A 13018-nucleotide genomic window follows, 5' to 3' on the forward strand; every position below is an offset into this window, starting at 1 on the left:
GTTGTGGTCCATGCCAGCCATGCTGCCTTGGTCCATCCCAGCCATCTTGCCGTGGTCCATGCCAGCCATGCTGCCGTGATCCATACCCATATCGCTCATTGAAATGAGAGGGCGAGGATCAACTGCCGGAACTGCAGCTTGCATACCTTCGCGAAGGGCTAAAGTGCCTCTGGAGTAGCCTGTGCGATCCATGGATTGAGCAAAAATGGTGTAAGCCTGCTCGTCTTCCGGCTCAACAATTACGTCGTAGGTTTCGGCAACGGCGATGCGGAACTCGTCGACCGCAACGGGTTTGACATGCTGCCCATCCGCTGCGACAACCGTCATCTTCAGGCCGGGAATTCGCACATCGAAATACGTCATGGCCGAGCCGTTGATGAAGCGCAGGCGGATTTTCTCGCCCGGTTTGAACACGCCCGTCCAGTTACCGTCCGGGGCCTGGCCGTTCATCAGATAGGTGTAGGTGTAACCACTTACGTCAGCGAGGTCGGTAGGGCTCATTTTCATCTCAGCCCACATTTTCCGATCCGCCACCGCAGCCGACCATCCCATCTCGCCTACGTCGTTGACGAAGTCGCCCACGGTGCGCTTGTGGTAGTTGTAGTAGTCAGACTGCTTCTTGAGCTTGGACAGCACACGTGCAGGGTCTTCATCCGTCCAGTCGCTGAGCATGACCACGTAGTCCCGGTCATAGGTGAACGGCTCAGGCTCTTTCGCGTCGATGACTAGGGCGCCATACACCCCGACCTGCTCCTGGAGCCCGGAGTGGCTGTGGTACCAGTAGGTACCGTTCTGATGGACCTTGAACTTGTACTCATACATGCCATCGGGTGCGATGCCATGAAAGCTCAGACCAGGCACACCATCCATGTTCGCTGGCAGGATGATGCCGTGCCAATGGATAGAAGTGTCCTGTTTCAAGCGGTTGCGTACGCGGAGCGTGACTGTGTCTCCCTCCCGCCAACGAAGGATCGGCCCCGGCAACGATCCATTGATTGCCATGGCTGTGCGAGTTGCTCCGGTGATGTTGACCGGTAGCTCACCGATGTAGAGATCAAAATCGGTGCCTGTCAGAACATTCGGTTGGCCATGGCTGGTCACAGCCCAGACCGGCGCGCGCCACATGCCCAGTCCACCCAGTAGTCCAGTAGCGGCCAGGCCTTTGACGAAAGATCGTCTCGTGGTTTTGCTGTGCATGCCGTAGTGTCCAGTCAGTCAGATAATTCGCTGATATCCGGGCCGCTCGATCGCAGACCCGGCTTCCTTGGGGGTCCCACAAGTCTTATGGACTTGCTCGAAAGCGCAAGCCACAGTGGGAGAAAGCGATTTGAAACTGCCACATAAAAGATTCCCGAGTGATTACATTTCTGTAAGCTCGGATTAGCAGTTCTCATGCTGCCCGTGTTTATGGCTTTGGCTTGCCATCGGCGCCTTGTCGGTCTTCTGCTGTGCAAGCTGATACGCCTCAGTGGCGGTTTGGCGGGCAGCCTCCATTTTCGCAAAGGTACGGTCGCCACCACCTTCAGCCAGAGCAAGGCCAGCCATTCCAAAAGTGATAACCATTACGAGAGCTTTGATCGAGTTCATCTGTTGTTCCTCGGCGGATTACTGTGCGGCCCATGGAGTTCAGGCTTGGGGTCACATTAGCCAGGCTGCGCTTTCAGAAAGCTGAGCTCGGCATTACAGTTCCGTCAGCTTCATGCGGCCCACAAAAAAAACGGCGCCGTGTGGGCGCCGATAGGCCAAAGGAGCAGAGGGGGAACGGCCACGAATCCTGGGCTATGGATGACACTCCTTGTCCGCCATCATCAATTTGTGTTCACGAACCATTTGACTGAGTACGTCATCAACCATCTTGTCGTGTTTCTCCATCCACGCCAGGTGATCTTCTTTGGACATACCCGCTTTGGGGTGATCTTGGTGCAATTGGCCCATCAGGTCCTTAAGCATGGACATGTGCTCTTTCATATGCACATGTCGTTGGCCGGGCTCAGCTTTTTCAGCCCTCACCAGAACTGCTTCGGCTTTGTCGCGAAGCTGCTGCATCCGCTCTATTGCTCGATCGCTCCCACCTTCAGCAAAAACGGCCGACGACAGCAGCATAGATGTAGCCACAAGCAAAAGTCTGATCGATTTCACGGGACTATCTCCATCAGGTGGTTTGAAACCATTGCTACCGATAACGGCAGGCGTGACTGCAATGCCCGTCTTCAATGACCGTAGACGGCAGGCCCTGACAGCTGGCTGATCCCAACATTACTTTTACGTCAGCTTCTGGTTTGCTCACTTTTTTGCTGCACACTGGGTGTGTACACCTTTTGAAGGCTGAGCACATGAAACTACTCGTAGCTGAGGATGAACCGAAAACCGGTGCTTATTTACAACAGGGCCTTGCAGAGGCGGGATTCACTGTTGACCGGGTCCTCACGGGTACCGATGCCCTTCAACATGCACTGAGCGAAAGCTATGACCTGCTGATACTCGACGTGATGATGCCGGGGCTAGAAGGATGGGAAGTCTTGCGAATGGTCCGCGCAGCCGGCAAAGACGTCCCTGTATTGTTTCTGACTGCCAGAGATGGGGTGGATGATCGAGTGAAGGGCCTTGAGCTGGGAGCCGATGACTACCTGATCAAACCCTTTGCTTTCTCAGAACTGCTCGCTCGTGTGCGGACTTTACTACGCAGGGGCACCAGCACAGCAGCCCAGACCACTGTGAGAATGGCGGATCTTGAGGTAGACCTCCTCAAACGAAGAGCTACTCGAGGTGGCAAGCGAATGGACCTTACTGCTAAAGAGTTTTCACTTCTGGAACTTTTGATGCGCCGGCGTGGTGAAGTGCTCCCCAAATCTCTGATTGCTTCCCAGGTGTGGGACATGAATTTCGACAGCGACACCAATGTGATCGAGGTTGCGATACGACGGCTACGGGCAAAGATTGATGATGACTTTGCTCCTAAGCTCATTCACACAGCTCGAGGAATGGGCTACATGATGGATGCCCCGGAGTGATTTTGTCCCGGTCCTCGCTCGTAAAGCGCCTGACTCTGATGATCATGTTCGCGGTCATTGCTGTTCTTGTGGTCGCGGGCATCAGCTTCAACATGCTGAGCCAGCATCACTTCCGCATGCTCGATGAACAAGCGCTGTCCGAGAAGCTGGAGTCAACGAGACACATTCTGTCAATCCAGGCACCTGGAACGGGAATGGAAGAGTTGAGACCACAACTCCGCGCATTGCTGGGTGCTCATCAGGATCTGACGGCAGAGGTGCTGACCTCACAGGGTGAGGTACTATTTTCAGATCTCAAAGCCGTACAAATTCCAGACCACTACAAGCGCGCTGACAAGGAAGAGGTGTGGGAATGGCAGGACGAATACCATAATTTCCGCGGTATCACCGCTGACGTTGCGATCCAGGGCCAACCAGCTCTCGGCACCGTCATGCTGATGCTGGATATCACCAGCCATGCGCACTTCTTCGAAACCCTCCAGCGGTGGTTTGCGATTGGTTTGGTTATTAGTGCGTTGGTCAGTGCTGGTATAGGCTGGCTGGTCGCGAAAAGTGGCCTACGCCCCGTCGAACAAATTACGAAGGTTGCGACGTCCATATCTGCCAGGTCACTTCAAGAGCGAATCCCGCTGGAGCCTGTACCACTCGAACTGCAAACACTGATCTTGTCCTTCAACGGGATGCTCGCACGCCTGGAAGATGCCTTCGTTCGTCTATCAAATTTCTCAGCCGATATCGCGCATGAGTTGCGAACGCCTGTCAGTAACCTGTTAACGCACACCGAAGTGGTGCTGTCCCGGAAGCGCGATGTCGACGCGTATGAAGAGAACCTGTATTCAAACCTGGAAGATCTGAAGCGGATGTCACGCATGATCGATGACATGCTCTTCCTCGCCAAGTCAGACAACGGCCTCATCATCCCTGAGCAGGTGGACATCCAGCTTCATGACCTTGTTGCCAAACTCTTCGAGTACTACCAGTTGCTGGCCGACGATCGCGACATACGCCTCACGCTTCAAGGGAAAGGCATCATCTCCGGAGACAGGCTCATGATTGATCGAGCTGTATCCAACGTTCTCTCGAATGCCGTGCGATACACGCCGGACGGGAGCGAGATCTCGGTAGAAATTCAGCAAGCAGCAGACAAGGTAACCCTCACGATCAAAAACGGCGGGTCCGCCATTGACACGCAACACATCAACAAGATTTTTGATCGCTTCTACCGGGCCGATCCGGCAAGGCGAGAAGGAGGACCTAGCAATGCAGGGCTTGGTCTGGCCATTACCCGCTCCATCGTCAAAGCACATGATGGAAAAGTCTGGTGCACCTCGTCCGAAGGGGTTACAGCATTCAATTTCGTTTTTCCTGCCGCGCACCGAACGGCTAACAATCGCACGCGTCGTTAATGTTGCGCTAACCGCTTTGGCCTACACTCGACCATCATGATTCGATTCCTACGACTGCTAACTATGTTGATGCTCGTGGGCGCGCTTCCTCTCCATGGGATGGCGGGAATCGACTCACCCATAGAACCATGCCCGATGCAGTCTCAGGGCATGGATATGATGGCAGGCATGGACCACGATTGTTGCCAGGATCAAGACAACGGAGAGCCCAACCAACACTCATCCAAAGCCTGTAAAGTCGGTCAGGAATGTAGAACTGCAAGCACACTGCAGGTCAGCATGGTCGAGCCCGCACTCACCTTCGCCACTCCACGTCCCGTCGATACCTACGGTCAAAGCCTTCTAACCAGGGCTCCCCCCGATCACTGGCGCCCTCCTCGGGCCTGATTCTTTCGTAAAACTCACACCATTGTTCTGCCTCGGCGGCTGAACGATGACACGCGCCTATGCGCTGGTTTTTTCGAGGAATCATCTTCATGACTCCCCTATGTTCCCATTCAGGGCGGATGCTTGCTGCCGCCCTGACACTCCTGCTGCCGGTGCTATCCGCGCAGGCGAATTCGCTCACGCTGGACGATGCGCTGCAACTCGCCGAGCGCAACGCACCTTCGCTTCAAGCACGCCAAGAACAGGCTTCCGCAGCACGTCACTCAGTTGTGCCTGCGGGTGAATTGCCAGATCCACGATTGAATCTCGGTGTGCAGAACCTGCCCGTGGATGGCAGCGATCGATGGAGTACCAACCGAGACTTCATGACCATGCAGGTGGTCGGCCTTTCTCAGGAGGTGCCCAACCGCGACAAACGAAAAGCGCGGGTCGAAACCGCTCAGGCCACGGTCGAGCGGGCGGATGCCGAAGCGCTGTTCGAGCGTCTGAAAGTGCGTGCAGCCACGGCACAAGCCTGGATTACCGCGTACACCCTGCAACGCAAATTGCAGCAGTTCGACAATCTGTTCAACGAGAACCGCCTGCTGGCAGCGGCGGTACGTGCACGCCTGGCCGCAGGGGGCGGCGCTTCCGCCGACGCCCTGGCCCCGGGCCAGGAGGCCGCGCAGCTGGAAGAGCAGAAGGACCAACTACTGACCCAAGCCACCCAGGCCCGCGCCGCACTTAAACGCTGGATCGGACAGGATGCCGACGCATTACAAGCGCCGACGTTTCCGCAGTGGCCGGTACGCGCACCTGACTACCTGCACACCCTACACGCCCATCCGGAGTTGGCCGCCTACGGGGCCATGACCCGTGAAGCCCAAGCTCAGGTGCAGCAGGCCATCGCCGAGAAAAAGTCAGATTGGGGCTGGCAGGTTGACTACCAACGCCGCGGGCCTGAATTCAGCAACATGGTCAGCCTGCAGGTCAGTTTCCAGTTACCGCTGTTCAGCGGGTCGCGGCAGGACCCGATGATCGCCGCTCGCCAGGCCCAGGTGCGGCAACTGGAGGACGAACAGGAAGCGGCACTGCGTGAACACACCGCGCAGCTCGAAGCTGACCTGGCGGAATACCAACGCCTGCAAAGGGCGGTGACGCGCAGCCGCGAAACCTTGCTGCCGCTGGCCGAACAACGCGTCAGCCTGGCCTTGGCCGACTACCGGGCAGGCAAGTCGGCGCTGGAAGAGGTAGTCACAGCGCGGCGTCAGCGCATCGAGGCACGGTTACAGGATATCGACCTGCAAGGGCAGCTAGCGGCGACCGCCGCTCGCCTGCACTTCGTATATGGAGAGGTGCGTGCATGAACAACACGTCTATCGGTTTGATCACAGCACTCGCCCTGGCCATTGGCACCGGGACAGGCTATTGGCTGGGGCATCCTGGGCAACCTGCACAAGCACCCGCAGCAACAGCGGAACAGAAGCCATTGTATTGGTACGACCCGATGTACCCGCAGCAACACTTCCCAGCGCCCGGCAAGTCGCCGTTCATGGACATGCAACTGGTAGCGAAATACGCCGAAGAAGGCACAGATCCCGTGCAGCCAACGGTGCAAATCAGCCAAGGCGTACAACAGAACCTTGGGGTACGCCTAGCGACGGTGAGCCGTGGCCGGCTGCAGCGCAGCCTGCAGGTCAGCGGCGTACTGGCCTTCGATGAGCGGGATTTCAGTGCACTCCAGGCACGCACCGCAGGCTTCGTCGAGCGCACCTATGGCCGAGCCACAGGGGATGTGGTGGCCAAAGGCGCGCCTCTGGCGGATGTACTGGCTCCGGAATGGGCTGGTCTGCAGGAAGAGTTTCTCGCGCTGCGCCACTTGGGTGATGTGCAGTTGCTAGCTGCAGCACGCCAGCGCCTGCTGCTGGCCGGTATGCCGGGTGAACTGGTCGACCGGGTCGCACGCAGCGGCAAGGTGCAGAACCAGGTGACACTGGTCGCGCCGAGTGCCGGGGTCATCCAGGCGCTGGATCTGCGTCCAGGAATGACCGTGACACCTGGCGCAACTCTGGCACGTATCAATGGCATTGCGAATGTGTGGCTCGAAGCCGCTGTGCCGGAAGCTCAGGCAAGTGGCCTGCACGAGGGGCAAGCAGTAGAGGCCCACTTGCCGGCTTATCCCGGCGAGACCGTTCTAGGCAAACTGACAGCTCTGCTCGCGGATGCAGACCTGCAAAGCCGTACCTTGCGCCTGCGTATTGAGCTGCCCAACAAAGATGGTCGGCTACGGCCGGGAATGACCGCGCAGGTTGCGCTGCGCCCAGGCGAAAACGCCGATGACAGCCTGCTGCTACCTGCCGAGGCCGTAATCCGCACCGGCAAACGTGATCTGGTGATGGTGGCCGAAGACCAAGGCCGGTTCCGCCCAGTGGAAGTGCTGCTAGGCCAGGAGAACGGCGGCCAGGTTACCATCTTGAAAGGCCTGCAGGCCGGGCAAAAAGTCGTGGCATCCGGACAGTTCCTGATCGACTCCGAAGCCAGCCTCAAAGGCATCGAGGCGACCACCGCCTCGGACTCACCGGCCGCCTCGCAACCGCCCGAGCTGCATGAAGCAGACGGTCGAATCGTGCAAATTGAAGGTAATCAGCTGACCATCGCCCATGGGCCTTTCGTCACCCTGGGAATGCCTGGGATGACCATGACTTTTCATGTGGCCGACCCCACGCTGATTACTGGGCTCAAGGTGGGTGAACGTATCCGCTTTGGTGTTCGGGAGCGCGACGACGGCATGGTCATCGAGCAGATCAATGCGCTGGAGGGCCAGCCATGATCGAAAAACTGATTCGTTGGTCAGTGAGCAATCGCATACTGGTTCTGCTCACCACTTTGTTCCTGGTGGCCTGGGGGATATTTTCGCTGCGCAGCCTGCCGATCGATGCCTTGCCCGATCTGTCGGACGCCCAAGTGATCATCCGTACCTCCTACCCAGGGCAAGCACCCCAGATCGTCGAAAACCAGGTCACCTATCCGCTGACCACCACGATGCTCTCGGTACCGGGCGCCAAGACCGTACGTGGCTTTTCTGCCTTCGGCGACAGCTTCGTCTACGTGCTGTTTGAAGATGGCACCGACGTGTACTGGGCACGCTCACGCGTGTTGGAGTACCTGAGCCAGGTTCAGTCGCGCCTGCCTGCCTCAGCCAAACCAGCACTTGGGCCGGACGCCACAGGCGTTGGCTGGATCTACCAGTACGCTTTGGTCGACCGCAGTGGCAGGCATGATCTGGCACAGCTGCGCAGCCTGCAGGATTGGTTCCTGCGCTTTGAGCTCAAGACCGTACCGGATGTCGCTGAAGTGGCAAGCATTGGCGGCATGGTCAAGCAGTACCAGGTGGTACTCGACCCGCTGCGTATGGCCAGTCTCGGCATCACCCAGGGCGAGGTCGCAAACGCCATCGGCAAGGCCAATCAGGAAACGGGCGGTGGCGTGCTGGAACAAGGTGAGGCGGAATTCATGGTGCGGGCCTCGGGCTACCTGAAGACGCTGGACGACTTTCGCGCCATCCCCCTGCGCTTGGCTGCCAACGGTGCACCGGTGACGCTGGGCGACGTCGCCCGAGTACAACTCGGGCCGGAAGCCCGGCGGGGCATCGGGGAGCTGGACGGCGAAGGCGAAGCCGTGGGCGGCGTGGTGATCCTGCGCAGCGGCAAGAATGCCCGGGAAGCCATCACCCGTGTGAAGGAAAAGCTCGAAACACTGAAGAAAAGCCTGCCCGCCGGCGTCGAGCTGGTGACTACCTATGACCGCAGCCAATTGATCGACCGCGCCGTAGACAACCTCAGTCACAAGTTGATCGAGGAGTTCATCGTGGTCGCACTGGTGTGTGCGGCCTTCCTGTGGCACCTGCGCTCGTCGCTGGTTGCGATCGTGTCATTGCCGGTGGGGGTGCTGATCGCGCTGATCATCATGCGGCACCAGGGCATCAACGCCAACATCATGTCTCTGGGCGGAATTGCCATCGCCATTGGCGCAATGGTCGATGCCGCTGTGGTGATGATCGAAAACGCGCACAAACGGGTCGAGGCCTGGCATGCCCGTCATCCGGGGCAGGTGCTGAGAGGAGCCGAGCACTGGCGGGTCATGACAGATGCCGCCGTGGAGGTCGGGCCGGCGCTGTTCTTCAGCCTGATGATCATCACCCTGTCGTTCGTGCCGGTGTTCACCTTGCAGGCCCAGGAGGGACGGCTGTTCGCACCCCTGGCGTTCACCAAGACCTACGCCATGGCGGCCGCGGCGGGGCTAGCCGTGACATTGGTGCCGGTGCTAATGGGCTACTGGATCCGTGGGCCATTGCCTGCCGAGCAGCGTAATCCACTCAACCGTGGGCTGATTCGCGTGTACCGGCCGGCGCTTGAGGTCGTACTGCGTAGGCCGTGGTTGACGCTGTTGGGCGCGCTGGCGATCTTGCTCAGCAGCCTGTGGCCATTGAGCCACCTGGGTGGAGAATTCCTGCCGCCGCTGGACGAAGGTGACCTGCTGTACATGCCCTCGGCCCTGCCAGGCCTGTCGGCGCAAAAGGCCTCGGAGCTGCTGCAGCGCACCGATAGACTGATCCGCACGTTGCCAGAAGTCGCCAGTGTGTTCGGCAAGGCCGGTCGCGCGGAGTCAGCCACCGACCCGGCACCGTTGGAGATGTTCGAGACCATCGTGCGGCTCAAGCCCAAGGATCAGTGGCGGCCAGGAATGACCAGCGAAAAACTGGTCGAGGAACTCGACCGGACCGTACGCGTACCGGGCCTGACCAACATCTGGATTCCGCCAATCCGCAACCGAATCGACATGCTCGCCACCGGTATCAAGAGCCCGATTGGCGTAAAGGTGGCCGGCAGCGACCTGGCGCAGATCGACCGCACGACCTTGGCTATCGAACGGGTAGCGAAGTCTGTACCTGGCGTGACTTCAGCCCTTGCCGAGCGTTTGACCGGAGGGAGATACGTCGATCTCGACATCGACCGCCAGGCTGCTGCCCGTTACGGTTTGAACATCGCCGACGTGCAGGCCATTGTCGCCGGCGCCATTGGTGGCGAAACCATCGGTGAGACGGTCGAAGGGTTGGCGCGTTACCCGATCAGCGTGCGCTATCCCCGCGAATGGCGCGACTCAGTCGACGCCCTGCGTCAGCTACCGATCTACACCGAACAAGGGGGCCAGATCACCCTCGGTACCGTGGCAAATGTGCGAATCGCTGAAGGCCCGCCGATGCTTAAGAGCGAAAACGCCCGACCCTCTGGCTGGGTGTACATCGACGTGCGGGGCCGTGACCTGTCGTCTGTGGTCGCTGACTTGCGTCAGGCAGTTGATAGCGATGTGAAGCTCGATCCAGGAGTGAGTCTGAGCTATTCAGGGCAGTTCGAGTATCTGGAGCGCGCCAACGCACGGTTGGCCTGGGTGGTGCCGGCGACCCTAGCAATCATCTTCGTCCTGCTCTACCTGACCTTTGGCCGCCTCGGCGAAGCGCTGCTGATTATGGGCACCCTGCCTTTCGCCCTCACCGGTGGCGTGTGGTTGCTGTACCTGATGGGTTTCAATCTGTCGGTGGCCACCGGTGTTGGCTTCATTGCCCTGGCCGGGGTCGCGGCGGAATTCGGAGTGATCATGCTGATCTACCTGAACAACGCTTGGTCTGAACGGCAAGCCAATAGCGAGCGCACGCAAGTTGCACTTCTGGAAGCCATTCGCGAGGGCGCGGTGCAGCGCATCCGGCCGAAGGCGATGACAGTGGCAGTTATCGTTGCAGGCTTGTTACCCATTCTCTGGAGCAGCGGGACAGGCAGCGAAGTGATGAGTCGCATCGCCGTACCGATGGTAGGCGGCATGCTGACGGCGCCGTTGCTCTCTCTCTTTGTGATTCCCGCAGCGTATTGGCTAATACGGCGCCGCGAACTTGCAGTAACCCATGATTCCAAACCAGGAGACATCCAATGAAAAAGCTCTACCTCAATGTTGCACTGTTCGTTGCCTTCGCATCAGGCGCGCAAGCCCAAGACTCCATGGTCGGAATGAACATGGACGGAATGGATATGAAGGAAGCCCCATCAGCACCTGCTGCTCACGCTGAAGGTACGGTAAAGGCTATTGACGCCTTGGGCGGTAAAGTGACCCTGGCACATGGACCGGTGCCGGCATTGAAATGGCCAGCCATGACCATGGGCTTCAAAGCTTCTGCGCAGCAGCTCGAACAATTGAAGGTGGGAGACAAAGTAGCGTTTGATTTCCGGATGGAGGGCAGCGCGGCGACGATTGTTGATATCCAAAAAGAGTAGATCGCTTACGCCCATGGGCTATCAGCGAAAGGTACCCCTACAGGACTGATCGCCTTAGGCAACTCCCGAGCAATGCTCGGGAGTTGGGCCGTACATGACCGCCTATCCAAACAAGGCGCCTCCGGATTTCCGGATATTCACATTGGAAATAGGGGAACTCAGGTCTCCACCTTCACCAAAAACTGCTCAATCTCAGCAGCGGTGCTACGGGCTGTACGGGTCACTCCAATCAAGGTCGCCGAGGCAGAACCTGTCCACTCGCCATAACCCACCAGCCAAAGGCCAGGCTCATTCACCGCACGTGTACCTGTAACTTCGACGCGACCGCCTTCAGTGACTACACCAAGACGCACCAAGTGCCCCAGCGCCGGCTTGAATCCGGTACACCAGATCACCGCATCGACTGGGGTCGATGATCCGTCCGCCCAATGCCCGCCTCTTCAACAAGAATATTGACGTGGCAGTACAGATCTTCTGGGCCTCGTAGATAATTGAAAATCCTTGATCTAACGACGCCGCATACCCCTCCTTTGACCGCCGTAGAGGGGAGATTGATAACATCACCGACGCACGGAATAAGTGCTAAGCCATGGTCGCTGTTGAAGATAATTTCAGTTGGACAGGCATCAATCCTGGCATGCGATTGACCTTGCGAAACCTGCTGATAATAAATGCTATACCTCATGTACAGCCTACCTCATTTGTTGGGTGAGGAATCAGCGCCGCGGATCGTAGACAGAAAGCTCAAGCTCGCAAGCGACGGGAGTATATAACTGATTTTCGGTACGAGAGATCTTGGCAATTATCGCTTTTCGAGCACATACCCTACGCCCCGAAGCGTATGTATCAGCTTGGTCTCGAAAGGGTCATCTATCTTGGCTCTGAGTCTTCGAATCGACACCTCTACAACGTTTGTGTCGCAGTCGAAATTCATATCCCAAACCTGCGAGATAATTTGCGTACGGCTCAGCACCACACCGGTATTACGCATCAGGTAATGCAGTAACGCGAATTCTTTCGTGGTCAGGTCTATGCGCTGACCGTCCCTGAATGCCCTGTGTCGGCTCTGATCAAGCTCTAGGTCAGCGACGCGAATGACTTCTACGGATGCGGGGTGATCTGACCTGCGCATCAAGGCGCGAACCCGGGCCAGAAGCTCAGGGAACTCAAATGGCTTGATCAGGTAGTCGTCTGCGCCGTTCTCCAGCCCCCGGACCTTATCCGCCAGCCGGCTTCTCGCCGTCAGCATCATGATGCGGGAAGGGCAATTTTTACGCCGCAACAACTCAAGAACCTGCCAACCGTCCATCTCTGGAAGGTTTATATCGAGAATAATCAGCTCGTATTCGTGCTGCTTGGCCAAGAATAATCCATCTGACCCGGTGTGGACGCAATCTACGACATAGCCACATTCCGTCAGACCTTGACGCACATACTCCGCAGTTTTTACTTCATCCTCAATTACCAGAATTCGCATGGGATTTTGTCTCGATATCACTGAGCAATTAACCGCGCACGCGCGCCGGCATTATTGAAAGGGATGGTAAATCAAAATGAGCGCGTCGGGGCTCAAATGACGGATTTGTAATTTCTAGGTAATACAGTTGATAGTCTAGCGGTATATCTTGTCGCGGTTTGGGTTTGACAGTTGCGGGCCCTCTCTCCAGCAGGTGATTTGACCTTATGAAGTATTGGGTTATTTTCTTCTTTGTGCTGGCTTCGTTCCGCTCAGATGACGGCGAGGTCGCTCACATCGAGGAGACTGGTCATTGGTGTAGTCATGAACTTCACCGACATGCGATGCGTACAATCGAACGCTTACTTGAATTCTAGGCAAAAAAAAGGCGCCCAATGGGCGCCAAATATTCACCTTTTACCAAAGGAGCACTTAAGCCTCTCAAGGTGAATTCGT

At 57.6% G+C, this 13018-nt stretch carries 10 protein-coding genes and 1 pseudogene; 6 read left to right on the top strand and 5 right to left on the bottom strand.

The genetic code is table 11. From position 1 onward, the window contains the following. From APH42_RS20865 to APH42_RS20875, 3 genes are all read right to left on the bottom strand, one after another. Positions 1 to 1197: copper resistance system multicopper oxidase (locus tag APH42_RS20865; protein WP_060494131.1), on the bottom strand; the 1197-nt coding region annotated here is incomplete at its 3' end. 183 nt (positions 1198 to 1380) lie between these two features. After that, positions 1381 to 1587, bottom strand: a complete 207-nt coding sequence (locus APH42_RS20870; RefSeq protein WP_059183363.1) for a co-regulatory protein PtrA N-terminal domain-containing protein — start codon at positions 1585 to 1587, stop codon at positions 1381 to 1383. A gap of 192 nt (positions 1588 to 1779) precedes the next feature. Beyond that, complete coding sequence (locus tag APH42_RS20875; RefSeq protein WP_059183362.1) at positions 1780 to 2139, bottom strand: co-regulatory protein PtrA N-terminal domain-containing protein; 360 nt, start codon at positions 2137 to 2139, stop codon at positions 1780 to 1782. A gap of 194 nt (positions 2140 to 2333) precedes the next feature. Between APH42_RS20875 and APH42_RS20880 the strand changes: the two genes are divergently transcribed. From APH42_RS20880 to APH42_RS20905, 6 genes are all read left to right on the top strand, one after another. Further along, the gene (locus APH42_RS20880; RefSeq protein WP_059183361.1) at positions 2334 to 3011 is read left to right on the top strand and encodes a heavy metal response regulator transcription factor; all 678 of its coding nucleotides are present in this window, start codon (positions 2334 to 2336) and stop codon (positions 3009 to 3011) included. Continuing rightward, positions 3011 to 4417, top strand: a complete 1407-nt coding sequence (locus APH42_RS20885) for a heavy metal sensor histidine kinase (protein ID WP_059184120.1) — start codon at positions 3011 to 3013, stop codon at positions 4415 to 4417. The genes APH42_RS20880 and APH42_RS20885 overlap by 1 nt, the downstream gene beginning before the upstream one ends. 476 nt (positions 4418 to 4893) lie before the next feature. Next, complete coding sequence (locus APH42_RS20890; RefSeq protein ID WP_059183360.1) at positions 4894 to 6150, top strand: TolC family protein; 1257 nt, start codon at positions 4894 to 4896, stop codon at positions 6148 to 6150. Beyond that, the gene (locus APH42_RS20895; protein WP_060494132.1) at positions 6147 to 7613 is read left to right on the top strand and encodes an efflux RND transporter periplasmic adaptor subunit; all 1467 of its coding nucleotides are present in this window, start codon (positions 6147 to 6149) and stop codon (positions 7611 to 7613) included. The genes APH42_RS20890 and APH42_RS20895 overlap by 4 nt, the downstream gene beginning before the upstream one ends. Further along, the gene (locus tag APH42_RS20900) at positions 7610 to 10768 is read left to right on the top strand and encodes an efflux RND transporter permease subunit (protein WP_060494133.1); all 3159 of its coding nucleotides are present in this window, start codon (positions 7610 to 7612) and stop codon (positions 10766 to 10768) included. Before APH42_RS20895 ends, APH42_RS20900 begins: the two co-directional genes overlap by 4 nt. Next, positions 10765 to 11106: a copper-binding protein gene (locus APH42_RS20905; protein WP_059183357.1), complete on the top strand. Its 342-nt coding sequence runs from the start codon at positions 10765 to 10767 to the stop codon at positions 11104 to 11106. Before APH42_RS20900 ends, APH42_RS20905 begins: the two co-directional genes overlap by 4 nt. Positions 11107 to 11264: 158 nt before the next feature. Here APH42_RS20905 and APH42_RS30550 read toward each other — a convergent pair. Next, positions 11265 to 11543: pseudogene (locus APH42_RS30550) on the bottom strand (pyridine nucleotide-disulfide oxidoreductase); the annotation flags it as partial. 365 nt (positions 11544 to 11908) lie between these two features. Continuing rightward, on the bottom strand, positions 11909 to 12583 hold the full coding sequence (locus tag APH42_RS20910; protein WP_003253420.1) for a heavy metal response regulator transcription factor: 675 nt from the start codon (positions 12581 to 12583) through the stop codon (positions 11909 to 11911). Between the last annotated feature and the right edge of the window lie 435 nt (positions 12584 to 13018).

It is taken from the genome of Pseudomonas sp. NBRC 111140, from assembly GCF_001320885.1.
In the GTDB taxonomy this organism is placed as follows: domain Bacteria; phylum Pseudomonadota; class Gammaproteobacteria; order Pseudomonadales; family Pseudomonadaceae; genus Aquipseudomonas; species Aquipseudomonas putida_P.

Excerpts from the sequence above, each read along its gene's own strand:
- APH42_RS20880 (WP_059183361.1), top strand. The coding sequence starts at position 2,334 with ATGAAACTACTCGTAGCTGAGGATGAACCGAAAACCGGTGCTTATTTA.
- APH42_RS20895 (WP_060494132.1), top strand. The coding sequence starts at position 6,147 with ATGAACAACACGTCTATCGGTTTGATCACAGCACTCGCCCTGGCCATT.
- APH42_RS20870 (WP_059183363.1), bottom strand. The coding sequence starts at position 1,587 with ATGAACTCGATCAAAGCTCTCGTAATGGTTATCACTTTTGGAATGGCT.
- APH42_RS20910 (WP_003253420.1), bottom strand. The coding sequence starts at position 12,583 with ATGCGAATTCTGGTAATTGAGGATGAAGTAAAAACTGCGGAGTATGTG.
- APH42_RS20890 (WP_059183360.1), top strand. The coding sequence starts at position 4,894 with ATGACTCCCCTATGTTCCCATTCAGGGCGGATGCTTGCTGCCGCCCTG.
- APH42_RS20900 (WP_060494133.1), top strand. The coding sequence starts at position 7,610 with ATGATCGAAAAACTGATTCGTTGGTCAGTGAGCAATCGCATACTGGTT.
- APH42_RS20905 (WP_059183357.1), top strand. The coding sequence starts at position 10,765 with ATGAAAAAGCTCTACCTCAATGTTGCACTGTTCGTTGCCTTCGCATCA.